The sequence below is a fragment of the Leucobacter aridicollis genome (genome assembly GCF_013409595.1).
GTDB classification, from domain to species: domain Bacteria; phylum Actinomycetota; class Actinomycetes; order Actinomycetales; family Microbacteriaceae; genus Leucobacter; species Leucobacter aridicollis.
Genome location: NZ_JACCBD010000001.1, coordinates 3,403,249 through 3,426,833, shown reverse-complemented (window position 1 = coordinate 3,426,833; position 23,585 = coordinate 3,403,249). Strand labels below are relative to the sequence as shown.

General features: G+C 70.0%; 20 protein-coding genes and 1 tRNA gene. 17 read left to right on the top strand and 4 right to left on the bottom strand.

All coding sequences use genetic code 11. The features are described from left to right. Positions 1 to 57: 57 nt before the first annotated feature. The gene (locus tag BJ960_RS15730; protein WP_121074962.1) at positions 58 to 816 is read right to left on the bottom strand and encodes an SGNH/GDSL hydrolase family protein; all 759 of its coding nucleotides are present in this window, start codon (positions 814 to 816) and stop codon (positions 58 to 60) included. A 148-nt stretch (positions 817 to 964) separates the two neighbouring features. Between BJ960_RS15730 and BJ960_RS15725 the strand changes: the two genes are divergently transcribed. Next, entirely contained in the window at positions 965 to 1,765 is an 801-nt protein-coding gene (locus BJ960_RS15725) for a MerR family transcriptional regulator (RefSeq protein ID WP_185988342.1), read from the top strand. 48 nt (positions 1,766 to 1,813) lie between these two features. On the opposite strand, the gene BJ960_RS15720 is transcribed toward BJ960_RS15725, so the two are convergent. Beyond that, on the bottom strand, positions 1,814 to 2,539 hold the full coding sequence (locus BJ960_RS15720; RefSeq protein ID WP_237463783.1) for a FadR/GntR family transcriptional regulator: 726 nt from the start codon (positions 2,537 to 2,539) through the stop codon (positions 1,814 to 1,816). A 129-nt stretch (positions 2,540 to 2,668) separates the two neighbouring features. Here BJ960_RS15720 and BJ960_RS15715 point away from each other — a divergent pair, with 129 nt between their 5' ends. From BJ960_RS15715 to BJ960_RS15680, 8 genes are all read left to right on the top strand, one after another. Continuing rightward, the gene (locus tag BJ960_RS15715) at positions 2,669 to 4,264 is read left to right on the top strand and encodes an ABC transporter substrate-binding protein (RefSeq protein WP_185987980.1); all 1,596 of its coding nucleotides are present in this window, start codon (positions 2,669 to 2,671) and stop codon (positions 4,262 to 4,264) included. Between the two features lie 72 nt (positions 4,265 to 4,336). After that, positions 4,337 to 5,293 (top strand): ABC transporter permease, encoded by a 957-nt coding sequence (locus BJ960_RS15710; RefSeq protein ID WP_185987979.1) that lies wholly within the window; start codon positions 4,337 to 4,339, stop codon positions 5,291 to 5,293. 1 nt (position 5,294) lies between these two features. Then, positions 5,295 to 7,349 carry a dipeptide/oligopeptide/nickel ABC transporter permease/ATP-binding protein gene (locus tag BJ960_RS15705; protein WP_185987978.1) on the top strand — a complete coding sequence of 685 codons (2,055 nt, stop codon included), beginning with the start codon at positions 5,295 to 5,297 and terminating at the stop codon, positions 7,347 to 7,349. Further along, complete coding sequence (locus BJ960_RS15700; RefSeq protein ID WP_185987977.1) at positions 7,346 to 8,179, top strand: ABC transporter ATP-binding protein; 834 nt, start codon at positions 7,346 to 7,348, stop codon at positions 8,177 to 8,179. The genes BJ960_RS15705 and BJ960_RS15700 overlap by 4 nt, the downstream gene beginning before the upstream one ends. A gap of 69 nt (positions 8,180 to 8,248) precedes the next feature. Next, the gene (locus BJ960_RS15695) at positions 8,249 to 9,199 is read left to right on the top strand and encodes a dihydrodipicolinate synthase family protein (protein WP_185987976.1); all 951 of its coding nucleotides are present in this window, start codon (positions 8,249 to 8,251) and stop codon (positions 9,197 to 9,199) included. Next, positions 9,196 to 10,278 carry an ROK family protein gene (locus BJ960_RS15690; RefSeq protein WP_185987975.1) on the top strand — a complete coding sequence of 361 codons (1,083 nt, stop codon included), beginning with the start codon at positions 9,196 to 9,198 and terminating at the stop codon, positions 10,276 to 10,278. Before BJ960_RS15695 ends, BJ960_RS15690 begins: the two co-directional genes overlap by 4 nt. Before the next feature lie 32 nt (positions 10,279 to 10,310). Further along, a complete protein-coding gene (locus BJ960_RS15685) occupies positions 10,311 to 10,991 on the top strand; it encodes an N-acetylmannosamine-6-phosphate 2-epimerase (protein WP_202229228.1) in 681 nt (226 codons plus the stop codon). After that, a complete protein-coding gene (locus tag BJ960_RS15680) occupies positions 10,967 to 11,902 on the top strand; it encodes an alpha/beta hydrolase (protein WP_185987973.1) in 936 nt (311 codons plus the stop codon). The genes BJ960_RS15685 and BJ960_RS15680 overlap by 25 nt, the downstream gene beginning before the upstream one ends. A 13-nt stretch (positions 11,903 to 11,915) precedes the next feature. Here BJ960_RS15680 and BJ960_RS15675 read toward each other — a convergent pair whose 3' ends face one another. Beyond that, positions 11,916 to 12,695 carry a FadR/GntR family transcriptional regulator gene (locus tag BJ960_RS15675; protein WP_185987972.1) on the bottom strand — a complete coding sequence of 260 codons (780 nt, stop codon included), beginning with the start codon at positions 12,693 to 12,695 and terminating at the stop codon, positions 11,916 to 11,918. 100 nt (positions 12,696 to 12,795) lie between these two features. Between BJ960_RS15675 and BJ960_RS15670 the strand changes: the two genes are divergently transcribed. The 7 genes from BJ960_RS15670 (at position 12,796) to BJ960_RS15640 (ending at position 22,080) form a co-directional block, all read left to right on the top strand. Further along, entirely contained in the window at positions 12,796 to 13,350 is a 555-nt protein-coding gene (locus BJ960_RS15670; protein ID WP_121074971.1) for a YbhB/YbcL family Raf kinase inhibitor-like protein, read from the top strand. 264 nt (positions 13,351 to 13,614) lie between these two features. Continuing rightward, positions 13,615 to 14,691, top strand: coding sequence for a histidinol-phosphate transaminase (gene hisC / locus BJ960_RS15665; protein WP_185987971.1), 1,077 nt, complete (start codon positions 13,615 to 13,617; stop codon positions 14,689 to 14,691). A 64-nt stretch (positions 14,692 to 14,755) separates the two neighbouring features. Next, positions 14,756 to 15,688 carry an ABC transporter permease gene (locus BJ960_RS15660; RefSeq protein ID WP_185987970.1) on the top strand — a complete coding sequence of 311 codons (933 nt, stop codon included), beginning with the start codon at positions 14,756 to 14,758 and terminating at the stop codon, positions 15,686 to 15,688. Positions 15,689 to 15,690: 2 nt separating this feature from the next. Beyond that, complete coding sequence (locus BJ960_RS15655) at positions 15,691 to 16,482, top strand: ABC transporter ATP-binding protein (RefSeq protein ID WP_121074980.1); 792 nt, start codon at positions 15,691 to 15,693, stop codon at positions 16,480 to 16,482. A 165-nt stretch (positions 16,483 to 16,647) separates the two neighbouring features. Further along, positions 16,648 to 17,640 (top strand): ABC transporter substrate-binding protein, encoded by a 993-nt coding sequence (locus BJ960_RS15650; RefSeq protein ID WP_185987969.1) that lies wholly within the window; start codon positions 16,648 to 16,650, stop codon positions 17,638 to 17,640. Positions 17,641 to 17,739: 99 nt separating this feature from the next. Then, a complete protein-coding gene (locus BJ960_RS15645; RefSeq protein ID WP_185987968.1) occupies positions 17,740 to 21,381 on the top strand; it encodes an aldehyde dehydrogenase family protein in 3,642 nt (1,213 codons plus the stop codon). 108 nt (positions 21,382 to 21,489) lie between these two features. Then, a complete protein-coding gene (locus tag BJ960_RS15640; RefSeq protein WP_185987967.1) occupies positions 21,490 to 22,080 on the top strand; it encodes a DUF402 domain-containing protein in 591 nt (196 codons plus the stop codon). Between the two features lie 102 nt (positions 22,081 to 22,182). Here BJ960_RS15640 and BJ960_RS15635 read toward each other — a convergent pair whose 3' ends face one another. Next, positions 22,183 to 22,695, bottom strand: coding sequence for a GNAT family N-acetyltransferase (locus BJ960_RS15635; RefSeq protein ID WP_185987966.1), 513 nt, complete (start codon positions 22,693 to 22,695; stop codon positions 22,183 to 22,185). Between the two features lie 94 nt (positions 22,696 to 22,789). On the opposite strand from BJ960_RS15635, the gene BJ960_RS15630 reads away from it, so the two are divergent. Continuing rightward, positions 22,790 to 22,873 (top strand) — tRNA-Tyr (locus BJ960_RS15630). The last annotated feature ends 712 nt before the right edge of the window (positions 22,874 to 23,585 follow it).

The following is a 23,585-nucleotide window of genomic DNA, read 5'->3' as shown; positions in this document are numbered from 1 at the left end:
CACCAATCGGTGACGGGTGCCCCGGGTTGCGCGCTGCGCGGGTCCGGGGCACCGCTGTCACCGCGGAGTGATCGTCACGAATTCGGGATACTTCGCCGTCCGACCGTCGCCACTCGACCGTCCGGTCAGCCGGCGCCCGATCCACGGCAGCACGTGCTCGCGGGTGTAGCGCAGCTGATCTCGCGCGGTGGGTGCCGCCCTCGGTGGGGCGGTGGTGACCCAGTCGGCGGGGGCCGCGTGGCCGAGGGCGCTGAGCACATTCGCGGCGACGCGGTGGTGGCCGACTGGCGCGAGGTGGAGGCGGTCAATGGACCAGTACTGGCTGCCGGCGAGCTCTGCGTCGTCCCAGTTGTTGGAGAACCGGACGCCGAGCCGGTGTGCAACGTCACCGGCCGCGCGGGTCAGCTCGCTGCCCTTCCTGCTCACGCTGCCGCCCGAGGGGAGCCCGCCGGTCGGGTTCGCGCCCGCGAGCAGCAGCGGCTCGATGCCGGCCTGCTGGATGCGGGTGAGGGCGCCCTCGGTCGCCGCGATGATCGACGCCATGTCAGTGCCTGGGCGGAGCATGTCGTTGCCGCCGCCGTTGAAGCTCAGGATCGTCGGGCCGAGCGCGATCGCCGGTTCGAGCTGTTCGGCGAGGATGGGGGCTAGGAGCCTGCCGCGGATCGCGAGGTTGGCGTACTCGATGGGCTCGCCGGTCGCGTCGGCGAGTCCCTGCGCGACGAGGTCGGCCCAGCCGCGCACGCTGCCGTCGGGCTGCTCGTCGCCGACTCCCTCGGTAAAGCTGTCTCCAATAGCGACGAAACGGATGGCTGCCATTGTCTTAGCCTACGCCTGGTCGGGCGGCGCGCTGCCCGCGCGCGAGAACGAGTTCTGGCATATCGCTTGACCTTGACGTAGCGTCAAGTTCTACCGTGAGATGCGGGCGCACGGAGTGTGCGCCTTGAGCGAAGAAGTGGAGACGGCAGTGGAGTACTCGATCCAGGAGATTGCCCGCGCGGCGGGTACCACCTCGCGGACGCTCCGGCACTACGACGCGATCGGCCTGGTCCGGCCGGCGCGCGTCGGGCGGAACGGATACCGGTACTACAGCGACCGTTCGCTTGTCCGGCTGCAGCGCGTGCTGTTGCTGCGCGATCTCGGGCTTGGGCTCGACCGGGTCGCCGAGGTGCTCGCCGCGCAGGACGCGGGGAGCGGCGCCGGCGAGTCGGCCGATGCTGTCGCCTTGGCCGAGGCCCGAGTCCTCGGCGTGCATCTCGACCTGCTCGAACAGGAGCGTGCCCGGGTCGATCGCCAGATCGGCGCCGTTCGGCGCACGATCGCTGCGCTCACCACACCACACGAAGGGAATGGGCTGATGGCAGCCAACATGTTTGACGGATTTGACCACACGAAACACAAGGACGAGGTCATTGAGCGCTGGGGCGAGAACGCCTACGCGGCGAGCGACAGCTGGTGGCGCAGCATGAGCGCGGAGCAGCAGCAGGGGTGGCAGGACCAGGTCGCGGCGCTGAACGCCGATTGGGTCGCAGCAGCGACCGACGGCGAGGATCCCGCGTCGGAGCGCGCGCAGGCGCTCGCGCGGCGTCACGTCGAGTGGCTCCGCGGGGTGCCAGGCGCGCCTGCTGGCGACGCGTTTGCGGCGTACGTGCGAGGTCTCGGCGAGATGTATGTCGCCGACGAACGCTTCGCGGCACACTACGGCGGGGTCTCCGGCGCCACGCTCGTCCGAGACGCGCTGCACGCGCTCCTCGACGGCGACGCGTAACCGCACGGGTGCGCGCAGGATGGGCCGCACCCGGCCCGCCGCCGCGTGCTATGCGGAGCGGGAGAGCGAGCGCTGGAGCGGCGCGTAGTGGTCGACGACGGCGGCGCGATACGCGTCGACGTCGCCGGCCACTGCTGCGCGCAGCATCGCACCGTGCGCTGCCGCCGTCTGGTGGATGTCTTCGGCTGGGGCGATGTTGAGCTGCGGGAGGACCGCGGTGTGCACGTCCCAGAACGCGCCGACGAGCTGCTTCGCGAGCCCGTTACCGACGAGCTCGAAGAGCCGCGTGTGGAATTCGCGGTCGGCTTCGAGGAACATGTCGCCCTGCGCGGCCTTCTCGTCCATCTCGACGACGAGTTCTTCGAGGCGCGGGTGATGCGCGCCGCGCGCCACCTCGACGACGCGTTCGGCCATCGAGAGATCGAGCGCGAGCCTGACCTCGACGACCTCGCGGAGGGCGTCGAGCGACCCCTCCGGCGAGAGCACGCCACGAAACACGAGGGTCTGCACCATCGGGTCGAGCGACATTTGGCCGACGTAGGTGCCGTGGCCGTGACGGACGTCGACGATGTCGAGGGTGGAGAGGGTGCGGATCGCCTCGCGCACCGACGAGCGTGACACGCCGAGCGCATCGATGAGCTCAGCCTCCGTGGGAAGCGGCGAGCCGGGCTCGAGCCCGCGGGCGAGGATGAGCCGTTTGATCTCGTCGGCGGTTGTGGTGCGTCGCATGCGCAGGTCGCGCGGTTGCGCATCAATCAACCGAGGTGACGTCATCGTCCCGCTCCCTTCGAAGTTCTTGGTTTGATCATTCCACGCTTGTGCGCGGGCCGGGGATGTGTTTATAGTACATCGGACGTCAGATCTCCTCAAGACGTTCCTTCCTCCAAGACTCAGGAGTCCTCAATGAACCGAACTACCCAACGACGGGCAGGACGATTTGCCGCGACCGCCGCGGGCACCCTGGCCGCAGCGCTAGCCCTCACCGCTTGTGGCGGGGCCGGCGCTCAGCCCGAATCCAACGCAGGCGCCGAAGCCAGCGTGGATCCGGACGGCATCATCGAAGCCGGCATCTCGTACGCGCTCAGCGGGAGCTTCGACCCGATGGTCGCTTCCGGCGCCGTCACCGTCGCAGCGAACTGGCACATCTTCGAAGGCCTGGTGGATCTCAACCCGGTGACGAAGGAGCCCGAGGCCACCCTGGCCGCGGACCTGCCGAAGCAGATCGACGACACGCACTACGAGATCGATCTCCGGGAGGGCGCGACCTTCCACGACGGCACCCCCGTGACCGCCGAAGACGTCGTGTTCAGCTACGAGCGCGTGCTGGATCCCGCATCCGGCAGCCTCTTCACCCCATTCGTCGACTTCATCGACACTGTCACCGCCGTCGATGAAGACACCGTCGAGATCGCCACCGACTTCCCGTTCTCGCTCCTCAACGAGCGCCTCGGCGTCGTGAAGATCGTGCCGAGGGCGCTCGTCGAGCAGGACGCTGAAGCGTTCGGCGCGCAGCCCGTCGGCTCCGGCCCCTACAAGCTCGTCTCGGCGACGCCGGACGACGCGATCGTGTTCGAGCGCCACGAGGAGTACGACGGCCCCCACCCGGCGCTCGCCGCTGGCATGAACTGGAACCTGCTCTCCGACGCGGCCGCGCGCACCACCGCACTCACGAGCGGCACCATCCAGGCGATGGAGGACGTGCCGTACATCGACGTGAACGCGCTCGGCGAGTCCGCAACCGTAGAGAGCGTGCAGTCGTTCGGCCTGCTCTTCATGATGTTCAACACCAAGGTGAAGCCGTTCGACGACGTGCGCGTGCGGCAGGCGCTGTTCTACGCGCTTGACATGGACAAGATCATCGAGACCGGTCTGCTCGGCAACGCCGAGGCGGCGACGTCGTTCCTGCCGAAGACGCACCCGAACTACCACGAGGCGTCAACGGTCTACACCTACGACCCCGAGAAGGCGAAGGCGCTGCTCGCGGAGGCCGGCGTCACCGACCTCGACCTCACGATCCTCATGACCGACACCGGCTGGGTGAAGGAGCTCGCCCCGCTCGTGAAGGAGTCCCTTGACGGAGTCGGCATCAAGACGACCCTGGACATTGCTCAGAGTGCAGCGCAGTACGGCAAGACCGACGCCGGCGACTACCAGGTGATGATCGCCCCGGGAGACCCCTCGGTGTTCGGCAACGACGCAGACCTGCTCATGCAGTGGTGGTACGGCGATAACGTCTGGCCGCAGACCCGCTACTACTGGGACGACAGCGCCGAGTTCGCCACCCTCCAGGGCCTTCTCAAGGAGGCCGTGCAGCAAACCGGAGACGAGCAGCAGCAGACCTGGAACGAGAGCTTCGACCTGCTCTCCGAGGAGGTCCCGCTCTACCCGCTGTTCCACCGCAAGCTGCCGACCGCGTGGGATGCCGATGGCCTGGTTGGCTTCGAGCCGGTCTCAACGACCGGCCTGTCGTTCCTCGACGTGGGCGTCGCGGCCAAGTAGCCCGCCCCGCGGCCCGGGGTGGTGAGGCGCGATCGCGCATCACCACCCCGGCCTCCCCGGAAGGAATTCCCCGTGTCACACCTGTTTCAGCTCATCGGCAGGCGACTGCTGCAGCTGCCGCTGATGCTTCTTGGCATCACGTTCCTCGTCTTCTTCGTGATGTCGTTCTCGCCCGTCGACCCCGCGATCACCGCGCTCGGCGAAGGCGCCTCGCCGGCCGACCGCGAGGCCTATCGCGAGGCGAAGGGGCTGAACGATCCCCTCCTCGTGCGCTACGTGAGCTTCCTCGCCGGCCTCTTCCGCGGCGACCTCGGCACGTACTCGGCGCGCCAGCTCCCCGTCGTCGACGAACTCGCCCGCGCGTTCCCGATCACGCTGCAGCTCACGTTCCTCGGCCTGCTCATCGCGGTCATCGGCGCGACGCTGCTCGGCGTGATCGCCGCGATCCGGCGCGACCAGTGGCCCGACCAGGTGATTCGAGTGTTCTCGATCGCCGCGCTGTCGACCCCGTCATTCTGGCTCGCGATCCTGCTCATCCAGGTGGTGACCCTGCAGTTCAACCTGCTCCCCAGCTCCGGCAAACTCCCGCCGCTCACCGAGGATCCTGCGGGCTGGCTCGCGCGCATGGCGCTGCCGGCGCTCGCGCTTGCCGTCCCGGTCATCGGTCAGCTTTCACGCGTCGTCCGCACCGCGATGGTCGAGGAGCTCGACCGCGACTACGTGCGCACCGCGCTCGGCTTCGGTATCCCGCGCGCGGTCGTCGTCGGCCGCAACGTGCTCCGCAACGCCCTCATCACTCCGGTGACGGTGCTGGGGCTCCGCGTCGGCTACCTCCTCGGCGGCGCCGTCGTCATCGAAATCATCTTCGCGCTCCCCGGCATGGGCATGCTCATCCTCAACGGCGTCACGAATAACGAGCCCAATCTCGTCCAGGCCGTGACGCTCGCCGTCGCCGTCGCCTTCGTCGTCGTGAACATCATCGTGGACGTGCTCTACGTCCTCATCAATCCGCGAATCAGGTCGGTGTGACATGCGACGCAAGCTGACAGAACGACTCTCCCGACCCGGGCTCCGGCTCGGCGAACTCCTCATCGGCGCACGCATCAGCCTCGTCGTGCTGCTCGCGGTGGCAGTGTGCGCGGTGTTCGCGCCGCTCATCGCGCCGTACGATCCGCTCGCATCCGGCACCCCGGTGCAGCCGCCGAGCGCGGAGCACTGGTTCGGCACTGACCGCCAGGGCCGCGATCTGCTGTCGCGCCTGCTGTACGGCGCGCGCTACTCGCTGATCATCGGCCTCGGCGCGACGCTCGTCGCGCTCGCGGCTGCGGCGGTGCTTGGCACGATCGCGGCCACCGCCCCCAAGGCGATCTCGGAGACCCTCATGCGACTCCTCGACGTCATCATGTCGTTCCCCGGCATCGCGCTCGCGATCGTGTTCGTTGCCGTGCTCGGCCAGTCGCTCCCCGTGCTCGTGCTCACGATCGCTTTCCTGTACACGCCGCAGCTCACCCGCGTGGTGCGCGCGAACATTCTCGACCAGTACGGCGAGGACTACGTCTCGGCGGTGCGGGTGATGGGATCGTCAACCCCGCGAATCATCGTGAAGCACGTGCTGCGCAACTGCATCGCGCCCGTGCTCGTGTTCTCGACGGTGCTCGTCGCCGACGCGATCGTGTTCGAGGCCTCGCTCTCGTTCATCCAGGCCGGCGTTCCCGCCCCCGAGCCGTCCTGGGGCAACGTCATCGCCGAGGGCCGCAACCTCGTCATGAGCGGGGCCTGGTGGGCGACGTTCTTCGCCGGGGCGGTGATCCTCATCACCGTGCTCGCGCTGAACATCCTGTCCGAGGGGATGACCGACGCCATGGTGTCGCCGCGCGCCCGCCGCGTGACGACCGACGCGGCGAGCACCGAGGAAGCGACCTCCGCGCTCGAAACGGCGAACGAGCAGCCGGCGACCGGCCACATCGTGACCGTCGATACCGGAGTGAACGTCGCGATCCCGGGCGGCATCTCCGAGCCGCGCGCGCCGAAGGTGCCCGTCACCCCGCTCGCAGATCGCCTCCAGGCGCTGCGCGCCGCCGAGCTCGCGCGCACGGATCGGGTTGCCCCGGTCCCCGCCGTCGTCGCGCCGCTGCTCGAAGTCACCGACTTGAGCATCCGGTTCCCGCGCTACGGCGAGGTCAACGTCGTAGACCGCGTCAGCTTCGCCGTGCGCCCGGGAGAGACCATGGCGCTCGTCGGCGAGTCCGGCTGCGGCAAGTCGATCACCTCGCTCGCGATCATGGGGCTGCTCGACCCGAAGGCGCAGGTGTCGGGGACGGTCGCGTTCGACGGCGCCGACCTCCTCACGCTCGGCGACAAGGAACGCAACGCGATGCGCGGCCACGACATCGCGATGGTGTACCAGGACGCGCTGAGCTCCCTGAACCCCGCGATGCTGATCCACTCGCAGATGAAGCAGCTCACCCGCCGCGGCGGAACGCGCACTGCCGAGGACCTCCTCGAGCTCGTCGGTCTCGACCCGAAGCGGACGCTCGCGTCGTATCCGCACGAGCTGTCGGGCGGCCAGCGGCAGCGCGTGCTCATCGCGATGGCCCTCACCCGCGATCCGCGCCTGGTGATCGCGGACGAGCCCACCACGGCGCTCGACGTGACTGTGCAGGCGCAGGTCGTTGAGCTGCTCAAGCGACTCCAGCGCGAGCTCGGCTTCGCGATGGTGTTCGTGTCGCATGACCTGGCGCTCGTCGCCGAGATCGCGCAGCGCATCACCGTCATGTACGCGGGTCAGGTCGTCGAGCAGGGCTCAACCCGGGAGCTGCTCACGCAGCCGATGCACGAGTACACCCGCGGCCTGCTCGGCTCGGTGCTCTCGATCGAGGCCGGCTCCGACAGGCTGCACCAGGTGAGCGGCATCGTGCCGTCGCCGTACGAGTTCCCCGCCGGCGACAGGTTCGCGCCGCGCTCGTCCGACCCTGCGCGCTACCGCGACGTGACCCCGGTGCTGCGGGAGATCCCCGGCACCACCCAACGCTACCTGGCGCATCCAGCCGACGCGCCCGTCACCGTGAGCGAGGCACCCGCATGATCCCCACCGACATCGGCCCAGGGGCGGGTGCGCGCACCGACACCCCGGTGATCGAGCTGCGCGACGTGCGGATGCACTATCGCTCGCGAAACTCGACGATGTTCCGTCGCGAGATCGTCCGCGCACTCGACGGCATCTCGTTCTCGGTGCACGCGGGCCGCACGCTCGGCATCGTCGGCGAATCGGGATCGGGCAAGTCAACCGCCGCGAAAGTGCTCCTCGGCCTCGAAACGCCGACGTCGGGCGAGGTCGCCTTCGAGGGCGAGGTCGTGCCCGGCTTCAGCACGGCGGTGCGCCGCCGCATCGGCCGGGTGATCTCGGCGGTGTTCCAGGATCCGGCGACGGCGCTGAACGCCCGCATGACGGTGCGCGAAGCGCTGCTCGATCCGATGCAGGTGCACGGGATCAGCGAGCCAGCGGCACGCGAGGCACGCGTGAGCGAGCTGCTGTCGCTCGTTGGGCTCCCGCAGTCGGCGCTCGAGGTGCTCCCCGGGCAGCTGTCCGGCGGGCAGCGGCAGCGCGTCGCGATCGCCCGCGCGCTCGCGCTCGATCCGCGCGTCATCATCGCCGACGAGCCAACGAGCGCGCTGGACGTCTCGGTGCGCGCGCAGATCCTCAACTTGCTCACCGACCTCAAACACGAGCTCGGCCTCGGCATGGTGTTCATCTCGCACGACATCCAGACGGTGCGCTACCTCTCCGACGAGATCGCCGTCATGAACGGCGGTCGCATCGTCGAGTCGGGCCCGGCAGCCGACGTGTTCGACCACCCGAGTGACCCGTACACGCGGTCGCTCCTCGGGGCTGCGCCGACGCTGCTCGGCCGCTAGTCACGCGCGCGGGCTCGCTGCGGCCCGCGCGCCCCAGCTGTTCACCCACCCACACTCAGAAGAGAAACCATGACTCAGTCGCATACCTCCCCCCGTTTTACCGGCGTTGTTCCCCCGGTCGTCACGCCGTTCACCCCCGAGGGTGAGGTCGATCACGAGTCGCTCGCCGGCGTCGTCGAGATGCTCATCACCGGCGGCGTCGCCGGGCTCTTCGCGCTCGGTTCGACGGGCGAGACTGCCTACCTCACCGAGGCGCAGCGCGTCGCCGTACTCGAGACGATCGTGCGCGCCAACGCCGGCAGGGTGCCCGTCATCGCCGGCGCCATCGAGCTCACCGCGCCCCGCATCATCGAGACCGCCCAGAAGCTCGTCGCCGCGGGCGCTGACGCGATCGTCACGACGGCGCCGCTGTACACGCTGAACTCGCAGGCCGAGATCGGCCGCCACTTCCGGCTGATCGCCGCAGCCATCGACGCCCCGCTGTGGGCGTACGACGTGCCTGTGCGCGTGCACACGAAGCTCAGCATCGAGCTGCTGCTCGACCTCGCGGCCGACGGCGTGATCCACGGCCTGAAGGACTCCTCGGGCGACGACGTGGCGTTCCGTCGCCTCGTCGCTGCGAACCGCGCGGCTGGCTCACCCCTGCAGCTGCTCACCGGCCACGAGCTCGTCGTTGATGCGATGCTTCTTGCCGGGGCTGACGGCGTCGTACCCGGCTTCGCAAACGTCGACGTCGAGGGATACGTGCGACTGTTTGAGGCCGCGGCGCGGGGCGACTTTGACGCCGCTCGCGACGCGCAGGAGCGCCTGAACGAGCGCTTCGAGCTCGTGTTCGCGCCCCGCGGCTACTCGGGCGACGCAATGGGGGTCGGCGCGTTCAAGGTCGCTATGCAGGCGCGCGGATTCATCGCGCACGCCGGCATGGCAGTGACTGTCGAGCCGCTCGCCGCAGACGCCATCGCGGAGGTGCGAGCGATCGCCGAGCGCACCGGCCTCGCCGCGGCTCCCGCCCGGGCATGAGCGCGCCGGTGCCGGGCGGCGCCGGAGACCCCTCTGGCGTCGTCGTCGCCGTCGACATCGGCGGGACAAAGATCGCCGCTGGCATCGTAGGCCGGGACCTCGCTATCCGCGGCCACGCGCGCGTGGCCACACCGGCGCGCGACGGGTCCGCCGCGATCGTGGCGGCCGTTGCCGAGCTCGTCACGACAGTGCTCGCGGGCGAGCCGGGGCTGCGGCCCCTCGCGGTCGGGATCGGCACCGCCGGCACCGTCGATGTGCGCGCCGGGCGGATCGTTGCCGCGACCGACACCCTCCGTGGCTGGGCGGGAACGGACCTCGCGGCCGAGGTCAGCCTGGCGCTCGCACGCGTCGGCGGCCCACCCGTCGTCGTGCAGAACGATGTCGACGCGCACGCGTGGGGCGAGGCCGCGCGCGGCGCGGCGGCGGGATATCCGAGCGCGCTCGTCGTGGCGGTAGGGACGGGGATCGGCGCGGGGATCCTGATCGACACCGCCACCGGCCAGACGCCGCTCCGCGGTGCGCATCACGGCGGCGGCGACCTCGCGCATGTGCCAGCATCGGGCGCCGAGCACCTGCGGTGCACGTGTGGTCGGGCCGGGCACCTCGAAGCCATCGGATCGGGCATCGGACTGCACCAGCACTACGTGTCCCTCAGCGGCGACCGGAACGCCGCCGACGCACGCGAGGTCGCCGCGCGCGCAACCGCCGGGAACGCGCACGCGGCGCGCGCGATCGCCGAGTCTGCGGCGGCCGTTGGCCGAGGCATCGCGGCGGCGGTGGCGATCCTCGACCCGGCTGCGGTCGTCGTGAGCGGCAGCGTGCCGAGCATCGGCGCCGCGTGGTGGGAGCCGATGGTTGCCGCATTGCGGGCCGAGCTCACCGACGACCGCCGCGACCTGCCGGTGCTCCACGGCGCCCTCGGCGGTGACGCCCCCCTCGTCGGGGCGGCCGCGCACGCGTGGGCCTTCCTCGACCACGCGGCCGGCCCCGCCGGGCCACCGGCCTCGACCGCCCCACCCGGCGCACCGGCCTCGACCGCCCCACCCGGTCCGAGCGACACGAACGGAGTCCCCGCATGACCGACCGCGCGACACCAGACACGGCCCGCCGCATGGACCCCGCCCGGGCGGCCACGCTCGCCCGGCTGCATGGCGGACTCATCGTTTCGTGCCAGGCCTACCCCGGTGAGGCCATGCGCGATCCCCGCACCATGGCGCAGGTCGCTGCGGCGGCCGTCGTCGGCGGTGCCGCGGCCGTGCGCGTGCAGGGACTCGCCGACATCGCATCCGTCGCGGGCCTCGGCGTTCCCATCGTCGGGCTCTGGAAAGACGGCGACGCCGACGTGTTCATCACCCCGACGCTCAAGCACGCCCTCGCGGTCGCCGCCGCCGGGGCCGACATCATCGCCATCGACGGGACGAGGCGCCGCCGGCCGGACGGGCTCACGCTCGCGGACACCATCGCCGGCATCCGCGAGCGCAGCGACGCGCTCATCATGGCCGACTGCGGTTCGCTGGCCGACGCCGTCGCCGCGGAACAGGCGGGCGCCGATCTCCTCGGCACCACCCTCGCCGGGTACACGGGCGAACGCGCGAAGACGACCGGGCCCGACCTCGAACTCATCGCCGAGGTCGCCGCACGCTGCGAGGCGCCCATCGTGGCCGAGGGGCGGATCCACACCCCGGAGCAGGCGGCCGCCGCGCTCGCCGCCGGAGCACACTCGGTATGCGTCGGCACGGCGATCACGCATCCGGCGACGATCACGTCGTGGTTCGTGGCAGCGCTCGCGTGACCGCCGACCCCGCCCGCCCCGCGGTGGCAGCGGAGCTGCGTGCCGGGCTGGCTGAGCTCGCTCGTCGTGAGATGCCCGGCATCGCTGACGCCTCCGACATCGAGCGGTACCGGGCGGCCTCGGCCGCGCGCGCGGAGCCGCCGGAGACGTTGCGTGCCCGCTGGCGCCTGCACGCGGCCGAGCGCGGTGAGGCCGTGACGGTGCTCACGGCCTCACGGGCGCCCCGCCCCGCGGCACTGAGGGTCGTGTTTCTGCACGGTGGCGGGCTCATCGCCGGCACGCGCTACGCCGGCGCAGACCTCGCCGGCAGATTCGCGGAGGAGCTCGAACTTGAGGTGTGGACGATCGAGTACCCGCTCGCTCCGGCCGCGAACTTCGACGCCATGATCGCGGCGGTGCTCGACGTGCTGCGGGACGCCACCGCCGACGGCGCCCCGGTCGTGCTCGCGGGCCAGAGCGCCGGCGGGGGCCTCGCCGCCGCGGCCGGCCTGGCGTGCCGGGACGCCGGTGTCAAGCTTGCGGGACTGCTGCTCGCGTGCCCCATGCTCGACGCCCGAGACACCGTCTCAGCAGCGCAGTTCGCCGATGATGCCTCGTGGGATCGGCGGTCGAACGCCGTCGCGTGGGAGGCCGCGCTCTCTGGCTCAGCCGCTCAGCCGCCCGGAGAGCGCGCCGACCTCGCTGGGCTGCCGCCAGTGTTTCTCGACAGCGGATCGGCCGAGGTGTTTCGCGACTCGATCGTCGACTTCGCGGGGCGGCTGTGGGCCGCGGGGGTGAGCGCGGAGCTCCACGTCTGGGACGGGGCGTACCACTCCTCCGACTTCGTTACGGAGGACGCCGAGGTGTCGCGCGCGGCTCACGCCGCCCGGCGCAGCTGGCTGCTGCGGATGAGTGCGTCCGCCGTGTCGTGAACGCGGCCCCGGGCTACGAGACGATCGCGGGGCGGCCGTCGCGCACGTCGTCGATCCGCTGCTGCTGCTCGGGGGTGCGAGCGAGCGGCGGGACGACCTCCTGCTGATCGTTCACGATGACAACGTCGTGGTCAACATGATCGACCATCGCGTGCACCGCGTCGATGAAGTCGCGCTTGCGGATCGCCTCGAGTACGCGCTGGTGGTCGCGCTCCATTTCGGCGCCTGTCGCGACGTTCGCGAGACGGCCGCGGTGCTGCGGGGTGCGCAGCTGGTCGTTGATGCCGGCGTAGAGCGCGGCGAGCAGCCGGTTCTTCGCCGCGTCGAAGATCAGGCGGTGAAACCGGCTGTCGAACGCGCCCTCACCCGAGTCGGTCAGACTCAGCACGGGGCAGCGAGAACAGCCGACCTCTTCGATCGTCGCCTGCTCGAGCGCCGCGAGGTCTTCGTCGGAGCGGTGCAGCGCCGCCTGCTGTGCAGCCTCAACCTCGAGCGCGCGGCGGTAGCTCAGGATCTCCTCAAGCGAGAAGTCCGCGAGGAACTCGTCGAGCAGCGAACTCGTCGGCGACGCCGAGCGAACGAAGGTGCCGCGGCCGGGCGCGGTCTCGAGCATGCCCATGCTCGCGAGGGAGCGGACGGCCTCGCGGACAGTCGAACGGCCGACACCCATCTGATCGGCGAGCTCGGGCTCGATCGGGATGCGCTCGCCAACCGCCCACTCTCCGGTCGAGATCTTGCGGCGAAGATACGAGAGCGCGCCACGGGCACGCTCCGAACCGGTTGTGACCGCCATGCTGCACTCCAATCCACATCGCTGCTGCGTCGCTGATATTCAGGCCAGTCTATCGGGTCGCGGCTATCCAGAACGTGTGTTCCCAGGTAGCGTAGCGACCATGACAAGTCACCCGAGTCGCGGCGCGCTGAACCCGTACGCCGGGATGCCGGAAAAGCCAGGGTTCACCCTCGTAAGCACCGATATTCAGGACGGCGAGCCGCTGCCCGCCGAGCTCTACGGCGAGGGCGCCGGCGGGTCGAACCGCTCGCCCCAGTTGAGCTGGTCGGACTTCCCGGCAGAGACGAAGAGCTTTGCCGTGACCTGCTTCGACCCTGACGCCCCAACAGGCTCCGGCTTCTGGCACTGGGCGGTCGCCAACATCCCCGCGAGCGTGACCGACCTTCCCGCAGGTGCGGGCGCCCTCGGCGGCGACCTCCTGCCAGAGGGCGCGATCATGATGCCGAACGAGCAGCGCGAGCCCGCGTTCGTCGGGGCCGGGCCGCCCGAGGGCACCGGCGTGCACCACTACTGGTTCGTCGTGCACGCGCTTGACGTCGAGCACATCGACATCGATCCGCAGGCGACGCCCGCCGTGCTCGGCTTCATGATGCGTGAGGCGGTGCTCGCCCGAGCGATCATCGTCGCCACCGGCGAGTTCGGCGGCGCAGCCTAGGGGCTCACCGAGGCGCGCTTCGGCTTCGCTTCAGCCACACGACGCTTCAGTCACCGACGCTTCAGTCACTAGATCTGTGATCTGCAGGAGATATGCCCACCCAGCCGGCGGGCGACATTCGAACTGCAGATCACAGATCTTCGGTGCGGGTGTGTGGCGTGGGTGCGGGTGTGGGCGTGGGGTGTGGGTGTGAGCGAGGCTGTGGGTGTGGGGCATCGCGCGGGTGCGTAGGATTGACGCAGCCTCTTTGAAAGCGAGTTCCCTATGTCAGTGTCGATCCGTTCAGGGTTCGAGAGCATCCCCTCCTACCGCGCAGGAAAGCCCGCGCAGCTCGGCCCAGACGGCCTGAGCGCGAAGCTCTCCTCGAACGAGAACCCGTACGATCCGCTGCCCTCGGTGCTCGACGCGCTCGCCGCAGCGCTCCCGGCGTCGGTCAACCGCTACCCGAGCATCGCGGCCCCCGAGCTCACAGCCGCTCTCGCGGCGCGACTCGACGTGGCACCCGAGAACATCGCGTTCGGCGCGGGCTCGGTCGAGGTGGCTTCCCAGCTCATCCACGCCCTCGCGGGGGCAGGCGACGAGGTGATGTATGCGTGGCGCTCGTTCGAGGCATACCCGATCCTCGTCCAGCTCGCGGGCGCGACGCCCGTGCAGGTGCCGCTCACGGCCGACGGCGCCCACGACCTGCCCGCGATGGCCGACGCGATCACCGAACGCACGAAGCTCATCTTCGTCTGCAACCCGAACAACCCGACGGGCACGACGGTGTCGCAGGCGGACGTTGAGGCGTTCATGCAGCGGGTCCCGGGCAACGTGCTCGTGGTGCTCGACGAGGCGTACGTGCACTTCAACGTCGACGCGGATTCGGCGGTTGGGCTCGACTTCTTCAAGCGTTACCCGAACGTCGCCGTGCTGCACACGTTCTCGAAGGCGTACGGGCTCGCCGGGCTCCGCGTCGGGTACGCCGTCGCCCAGCCCGAGGTCGCCGACGCGCTGCGCAAGGCGGCAGTGCCGTTCGCGCTGAGCGCCCTCGCCCAGGCGGGCGGCGTCGCCTCGCTTGCTGCCGAGGACGAGCTCCAGGAGCGTATCGACGTGCTCGTCGCCGAGCGCGAGCGCGTCACGACCGCGCTTCGTGCGGCGGGCCTGCCCGTCCTCGAGTCGCAGGCGAACTTTGTGTGGATTCCGGCGGGCGCGGCGAGCGACGCGATCACCGAAGTCTTCGCGGAGCGCGGAGTTTCGGTACGCTGCTTCTCAGGTGATGGGATTCGCATCTCCATCGGTGCGCGTCATGAGAATGACGCAGTGATCGAGGTCTCTCCAGCGGCGGCAGCGCTGCTCTAGGGGCTACTCTCGGCTTTCACGCCGGAGCAGACGAGCATGAACACTACACAGCAGGAGGCGCGAATTGATTGGCGCAATTGAAGTCGGACTTCTCTACGGCATTTTCGCCCTGGGGGTCTATCTCACGTTTCGCGTGCTGAACTTCCCGGATCTCACGGTCGACGGCAGCCTCACGACGGGCGCCGCGACCGCAGCCGCCCTCATCCACGCGGGCCAGAGTCCGCTGCTGGCGACGCTCGCGGGCGGCGTCACGGGCATGATCGCGGGCGCGATCACCGGCATCCTGCACACGAAGGGCAAGATCGACGGGCTGCTGGCCGGCATCCTCACGATGATCGCGCTCTGGTCGATCAACCTGCGCATCATGGGGAAATCAAATCTCCCGTTCCTCCGCGAGGAGACGCTCATCAGCCCGCTGCGTGAGGCCGGCTGGATGGGCAAGACCTGGTATGTCGTGCTGATCTTCCTCGTGGTGGTGTTCGCGATCAAGCTGCTCGTGGACTGGTTCCTGTCGACCGATCTCGGCCTCGCGATCCAGGCGACGGGCAACAACGAGCAGATGATCCGCTCGTTCGGCGTGAACACCGACGGCATGAAGATCCTCACCCTGTCGCTCTCGAACGGCCTCGTCGGCCTCGCGGGCGCGCTCATTGCGCAGTACAACGGCGTCGCCGACATCAGCATGGGCATCGGCGTGATCCTCGTCGGGCTCGCCTCCGTGATCCTCGGCCAGGCGCTCCTCGGGCAGCGCTGGATCTGGCTCGCCACCCTCGCGGTGGTCGTCGGCGCGGTGCTGTACCGCATCATCATCTTCGGCGCGCTGCGCATCGGCTTCAACCAGGACGACATGAAGCTCATGACCGCCCTGCTCGTGATCGCGGCGCTGCTGCTGCCGCGCTGGGGCTTCCTGAAGCGCATCCCGTCGTTCAAGAACCGCGGGAACAAGCGCTCCGACACCTTGACCCAGCCGGCGCCGGCCGCGACGACGGGAGCGTAATCATGCTGAGTATCGCGAACATTTCGAAGACGTTCTTCGCCGGCACCGTCAACGAGCGCCGCGCGTTGGTCGACCTCAATCTGGAGCTCGCCGAGGGCGATTTCGTCACGGTGATCGGCTCCAACGGCGCGGGGAAGTCCACGCTGTTGAATACGATCTCGGGCCGCTATCCGATCGACGCGGGCGAGATCAGGATCGACGGCGCATCCGTCTCGAAGCTGAAGGAATTCAAGCGTGCCCGCTACGTCGGCCGCGTCTTCCAGGATCCGATGGCTGGCACGGCGCCCGACCTCACCATCGAGCAGAACCTCGCCCTCGCCCTGCAGCGCGGCAAGCGCCGCGGGCTGCACCGCGGCATCACGAAGGCCCGCCGCGAGGCGTTCGCCACTGAGCTCGAGTCGCTCGAACTCGGGCTCGAGAACCGCCTCACCGCGAAGGTTGGTCTGCTCTCCGGCGGTCAACGCCAGGCGCTGTCGCTGCTCATGGCTGGGTTCACCCAGCCGCGGATCCTGCTGCTCGACGAGCACACGGCAGCGCTCGACCCTCAGCGCGCCGCGCTCGTGACGACGCTCACCGAGCGCATCGTCTCGGAGGGCAACCTCACGACGCTCATGGTGACCCACAACATGGAGCAGGCGATCACACTCGGCAACCGGCTCGTCATGATGCACGAGGGCCGGATCGTGTTCGAGGCGAACGCCGAGGAGAAGTCGAAGCTCACCGTGCCGATGCTGCTCGCGGAGTTCGCGAAGATCAAGGGCGCGAGCTTCGACGACCGCGCGCTGTTGGCGTAGCGCCCGCGCTCTGCCACGCCCCGTCTCGTTTCCGTAACTGTTGCACCGCAGTGCGAGTGAGCGGGTGGGGCTCCCGGGGTACGATGCTGGAAACAGCAAAGCCCTTGCCGTTTTCCCCTGCCGTTGCGGTGTTGCAGCGGCACATTCACGAAGGACCGTTTTACTATGCGACTGACCTCGTTCCGCCGCTCAGGCATCGCGCTCGCCGGCCTCGCCGCCGCTGCGCTCACGCTGAGCGCCTGCTCCAGCCCCGCCGCAACCGACTCGGGTGATGAGGCGAAGGCCTCGTACAAGATCGGTGTGAGCCAGTTCGTGCAGCACCCCGCGCTCGACGCAGCCACCGCCGGCTTCAAGCAGGCGTTTGACGACGCGGGCGTCGACGTCGAGTGGGACGATCAGAACGCGAACGGCGATCAGGCGACCGCCGTCACCATCGCGCAGGGCTTTGCCTCCTCAGACCTCGACCTCGTGCTCGCGGTGGCGACGCCCGCTGCGCAGACCGCGGCACAGGCAATCACCGACAAGCCGATCCTCTTCACCGCCGTCACCGACGCGGTCGAGGGCCAGCTCGTCGAGTCGAACGAGGCGCCCGGCGGCAACGTCACCGGCACCAGCGACCTCGCGCCCTTCGATGCGCAGCTCGCGCTGCTCAAGGAGGTCGCCCCCGGCGCGAAGAAGGTCGGCATCGTGTACGCATCGGGCGAGGTCAACTCGCAGGTGCAGGTCGATGCCGTGACCGAGGCAGCTGGCCCGCTGGGGCTCGAGGTCGTCACGAAGACCGTCACCACGGCGAACGACATCGCCGCGGCAACCGAGGCGCTCGGAGACGTCGACGCGATCTACGTGCCGACCGACAACATGGTCGTCGCCGGCATCGCATCGCTCGTGCAGGTCGCTGAAGACAAGCAGATCCCCGTCATCGGCGCAGAGGCCGGCACCGTCGAGAGCGGCGCGGTCATCACGCTCGGCATCGACTACACGAAGCTCGGCTACCAGACCGGCGAGATGGCGCTGAAGGTGCTCGAGGGCGCTGACCCTGCGACCATGCCAGTCGAGGTGTCGAACGAGTTCGCGTACGTCGTGAACGAGGGGGCCGCGGAGCGGATGGGCGCAACCATCCCCGAGGCGATCCTCGCCGAGGCCGAAAAGGTCGAATAACTCCGGAGTCTCCGGTTCGAACGCCCCGCCCGCCGAAAGGTGCGCGGGGCGTTCGCGTGTTCACGGGGTTTCGCGAGGAGCCAGCCCTAGAGTGGGGTCATGAGAGACGAGCAGGTGAACGTCGTGTCGGTGTGGGAGTCTGTCGCAGAGGCCGCGCACGAGCGCGTCAGCGCCTGGGAGAGCGTGTCCACGGCCGGCGGTGACGGCCAGCACACGCCACGCGGCGGCCTGCTCGGTGAGCTCGCGACGAGCCCCGAAAGTCTCGACTTCACCCGCCGTCTCGTCGATTCGCTGTTCGGGACCTCCGACGCGTTTACCGCGGCCGTCGGGCTGCGCGGCGTCTCGCGGGGCGAACTGCCCGAGAGCATGCCAACGCGCGACAGGCTGCTGCTTCGCGCCGGCGGCGTCGCCTCGCTCGGGCTGCCGTGGGTTGTGCGGCCCGCGGCGCGCAAGAACCTCCTCGGCAGGCTTCCCGACGTGCTGCTCCAGCTCAAGCTCGCCGGGCGCATGACCGCGCTCACCGAGGCGATCCGGGCCCACCGGGAGCGGGGCAACTCGGTGCTCGTCGCGCTCCATGGCGCCCAGGTGTTCGGCGAGTCCGGCGGCAAGCGTGAGGTCGAACGCCTGCTCACCCTCGCGGCACACCCTGCCGTTCGGGAGCTCGCGTTTGATCCTGCGCGTCTCGCCCCTGGCGCCGACGAGTGGAGCATCGAGGCGGACCTCACGCTCGCGATCGAGCGGGCGCGCCCGATTCTCGAAGCGGCGCTCGAACACGGCGTGCGGCTCGTCATCGAGCCACGCGACACGATCTGGGCGAAGCGGCTGACTGAGTTTCTCACCCGCGCCTTCGGCTGCTCCGAACTCGACAGGCTCGAGGTCGGGGTGCGCCTCTTCGCTGAGCTCCCCGACTCGTGGGAAACCTATGCCGCGATCCACCGCTTCGCGCGCCGGCGGGTCGCCGACGGTGGCGCGCCCGTCGACGTCGTGATCGGACTCGGTGATGTCGCGGCGGCCGAGCGGGTCGCCTCGATCCAGAGCGGGTTGCCCGTCGCCGTCATCGAGGACACGACCGAGCGCACGGCCCAGCTTCTGCGGCTCATCGAGGTCGCGCTGCAGCCGAGCCGTGCGTCGGTGCTGCGACCGGTTATCGCCACAGAGGATCCGCTCGTCGCTGCGGCGACCGTCGCCGCTGCGACCGAGCTCGGCTCGGACAGGCTGTTCGGGCTCCAACTCAGGTGCGGTCTCGCGCCGGGGCTCGCCGCCGCGCTCGTGAACGACGAGCACGGCGTGCCGGATGTGCGACTGCGGTTGCCAGTCACCCCGAAGGGGGAGTACGCGGAGGTCCTTGGGTACCTCGTCGGGCTCCTCGCTGAGGCGGCCGATCCTGAACCGACCCACGTGTCCGCCGAGGTCTTCCGCGACGCCATCGCACTCGCCGCCGAACCGCCCGCGGCGAGCCACCGAACGCAGCAGCGCGCCCGCGAGTGGGATCCGACGGAGCGCGACAGCGCGCTCTTCTACCGCGCCCCCGACGAGCCGGCGACCCACGACACCGGCGGCCTGACCGCCGCCGTGCTCGGCCTGGCGCGCAACGCCACCGGCGAGGTCGTGCTCGAGGCCGTCGCGCCGCAGCACGCGATCCCGGTCGTCTCGCGCACCGGATTCGCGAACGAGCCGCCGACCGACGGCAGCCTTGCCGCGAACCGGGAGTGGGCCCGCGGGCTGCTCCGACAGGCCGGCGAGATCGCGCTGCGCGGCGAACGGCTCGACGAGACCATCGCGTTGACGCAGGCAGACCTCGATCCTGATGCCGCCGTGACCGCCGCGCGCGAGGCAGCGCAGCGCTGGTCGGACCTCCGGCACGAGGGCCGCGCCGTCAGGCTCCGCCGCGTCGCGCTCGCTACCGCGGCGGCCCGCGACCGCCTCATCACGGACCTCGCCGCGAGCACCGGCGCGCCGATGCGAGAGCTCGACGCCGCGGTCAACCACATCATCGACTCCGCTCGGTACGCCGCCCAGCTCGCTGACGGGCTCCGCGTGGTGCGCGGCGCGACGTTTGTGCCCGACAGGCTCGTACTCGTGGTCGGCGACCTCACGGCGCCGCTCGCGACCCAGGCCGCTGCGGTCCTTGCAGTGCTCGGCAGCGGCGCGGGCGCGCTCTGGGCCGTCTCGCCCGGCATGCTCGACGCGGCAACGTCCTGCGTCGAGGAGTGGGAGGTCGGCGGGCTCACCCCCGGCGCGGTCGAAACGGTGAGCGTCGCGGGCGACGAGGCGTTCGCCGAGCTCGGCGCGAGCCCGCACGTCGACCGCGCAGTCGTGCTCGGTGAGCGCGAGCTCGGTCGGGCGCTCGCCCGGCACCGCCCAGACCTCCGCGTCGAGGGCCACTTCACGGCGCGAGGTTCGGTGCTCGTCACCCCATCCGCCGAGCGGGAGCGGGCGATCCCCGACATTATCGACTCCGCCTTCCGCGGCGCGCAGACGTCGCTCGGCAGCACAAACATGGTCGTCCTGCTCGCGAGCGTCGCCCGTTCTCGGGGCTTCCGGAGCGCGCTCGCCGACGCCGTGCGGCGCCTCCGCGTCGGCGATTCGGCGCGACCGCTCGGCGACGACCCGCTCGCCTTCGATATCGGTCCGCTCCCCGCAGCCCCGAGTGCGGCAGGCCTCGCCGCGCTCACGGAACTCGCGCCGGGCGAGGAATGGCTCGTGGCCCCCGAGCAGCTCGACGACGAGGGGCTGCTGTGGCGGCCCGGAGTGCGACTCGGCGTGGCACCAGGGTCACCGTTCTGGGACGACGCCCGCGGGCTCCCCGTCATCGGGATCAGCACCGCCCAGCTGCTCGGCGAGGCAGTATCGCAGCAGAACGCCGCGGGCAGCGGTGCCGTCGCCGCCATCCAGTCGTGGGATGACGGCGAAGTCCGATCCTGGCTCGCGGGCATCGAGGCGGCCTCGGTGTCGGTGAACCGGGCGAGCAGCGCAGCACGGGTCGAGCGGCAGCCGTTCGGCGGCTGGAACGACGCGGTCATGGGGCTGCCAGCGCTCGGCGGCGGCCCGCACTGGCTCGTCGCGCAGGGATCCTGGGAGCGGCGCTCGGGGCAGCGCAGCGACACCCTGCACCTCAGGGGTCTCGCGCCTGAGGTCGCGCTGCTCATCGAGGCCGCGCAGCCCGCGCTCGACTACGAAGACTTCGATGAGCTCCGCAGGGCGGCGCTCGCCGACCAGCTCACCTGGCAGACGGACCTTGGCGCGATCGCCGATGGCATCGGGCTCGGGATTGAGCGCAACGCCCTCCGCACGGCCCCGGTCGTGGTGCAGGTGCGGCTGGCAGAGGACGGGGCGCTCGCCGGGCTCGTCAGGGTGCTCGCTGCCGCGCTGCTCGTGCGCGCACCCGTTGCGGTCTCGACTGGCGTCGTGCTGCCGCAGGCCGTCAGCGACCTTCTCGCCTCGCAGGGCATCGACGTCTCCCTCGAACGCGACGAGCACTGGCTTGAGCGGCTCGCAGCCGAGGGGCCGCGCGGCCCTGGTGGTTCTGACGCGGCGCGGGTGCGGCTCATCGGTGGCGAACGCGTTCGCGTTGCGGAATGGATGGGCGGGCTCGACCGGGCCGCCCTCTGGGCCGAGCCCGTGACGATGGCGGGCCCCGTCGAACTCCTGACGCTGCTGCGCGAGCAGTCGATTTCGGTGCGGGCGGAGCGGCACGGCCTCGCCGAGCGTGCGCCAGGCCTCGACGCGCTGCTCGATTAGGGCGGGGCGCCCCGCCGGGCGTACCGCGCCGCGCCCGTTGCTGATGGGCGTACCGCGCCGCGCCCGTTGCTGATGAGCGCGGCGACGAGCCTCGCTAGACTCGCCCCTGTGCACACGTCGCGACCAACACCAGGCACCCTGATGATCTTCCAGTGGCGAAAGTGGGATGGCTCACCGCACTGGCGACACGAGTGCGTCTACCTCGGGTCCGACAAGTGGGGCGACTGGGTCGGACAACCGACGGGCTGGGGGAGCGCCCGGCCGGGACGGGCCTACGCGGTCGGTGGTGCGAGCGTCACCCTCGTGCCGGCGGCCGGCCCGGGGTCTGCGTTCGAGGGCGCGGGGATCCCGCATCCTGACTTCGCGCTGACGGTGAACCGCAATCACCGGAAGGGCATGCGCATCTACATCGACCTCGGGTGGGATGTCGAATGGACGGACACCCCTGAGCTTGTCACCGGCATCGACATGGACCTCGACGTGGTGCGGGTCGAGGGGGAGCGCGGCACCTGGGTGGACGACCGAGACGAGTGGGCGGAGCACGCCGCACTATTCGGCTATCCGCGCGACGTCATGGACCGGTTGGAACACCTCGCTCTCGACCTCGAGGCGCGCGTCAGGGCGCAGGTCGCGCCGTTTGACGACGCGACGGCCGATGCCTGGCTCGACAGGCTCGAGGGGTACGGGCTCGAAAGGTAGCTTCCGCCGGGTGCGGGGGTTGGTGCCGCTGTCGCCCTGTGGCCTCTGTTGCCCTGTTGCCCTGTTGCCCTGTTGCCCTGTCGCCTCTGCGCCCCTGCTTCGCTAGCCGCGCCGCATCGGGGTGTGCGGAATGCCGTCCTCGAGGTATTCGTCGCCAGCGACTTCGAACCCGAACCTGCCGTACCAGCCGGTGAGGTGGGACTGCGCCTCGAGCACGAGCGGTTCGGCGCCGTGCGTCGCGAGCACCGCCTCCATGAGCGCGGCCGCGAGCGCTTTGCCTCGGTGCTGCGGGCACGTCACGACGCGGCCGATTGCCCGCATCCCCGGCTCGCGCCCACCCTCATCGAGCACGCGCAGCGTTGCCGCGACGGTCGGTTCGCGGCGCTCGGCTGGTGACTCGGTGGGATGATCGACCTCGACCACGGGATCGTAGGTCACCCAGAACTGCTCGGTTGTTGGCTCGAGATCACGGCCGTCGAGATCGAGGTAGACGCAGTCCTGCTCGACGACAAAGACCTCCTGCCGCAGCTTCGCGATGTCGTGGAACGTGCGCACCGGCAGCTCATCGAGACCGCGGGCCCAGTGGACGGTGTACTCGGGTGAAAGAGTGGGCATGCATTGATCTTTGCACGAGAATTGGGCGCGTTTCGATTTCCGTTCGGACCGATCTGCCGGTAGTGTTATTCCTTGGTTGTGGTAACGCAACCGAGGCGGGTTGCCCGAGCGGCCAAAGGGATCTGACTGTAAATCAGACGCGTAAGCTTCGCGTGTTCGAATCACGCACCCGCCACCACCTGAAAATGCCCGGCCAGACGAAAGTCTGGCCGGGCATTTTGCGTTTGGGGCCTGGAGTCGATTCTGGGGCTGGACTGCCTGGGCATCGCGGCACGCAGCGGCTCCAGCTCGCGCCGCGCCGCGCGTGGGCCTGCCTGCCCCGGTTCTTCCCGCCTTGCTCCCGAGGCCTGCCTTGCCCCCGCGGCCTGCCTTGCCCGATCTCAGCCTTGCCCGGGTCATCAGCATCCGCCGGCGTACACGTTTCCCGCAAGAACACACCTTAATAACGCGAAATTACGTGTGCAGTTGCAGGATTCGTGTGCAGTGGCGGGGGTGGCGGGGGCCTGACAGTGGGGCGGAGGGGGCCCGACAGTGGGGCGGAGGGGGCACGGGAGCGGGGCGGGTGCCCGGGAGCGGAGGCGAGGCGTCCGGGGAGCGGGGGCCCGGGGAGGAGGCATTAGGCATGGCGGCCCGCGGCTTCGAGCCCTAGCGAGCCAGTGCCCCAGTGCCCCAGTGCCCCTGGCGCAGTGGGCCCAGTGCCCCAGCGGCCTTGGCGCCGGGCGGCCCGGTGCCGTGCGACCCAGTGGCGTGACGGCCGGTCATGGGTCCAGATTCCACAACTTATCCCCAAGAATGTGGATAACTCATAGCTTAATTTCGAGGAATCTCCACAACTTGTCCACACCCGCCTGTGGAGAACCCGGTTGTGAACAGGAGGTTTACAAACCGCT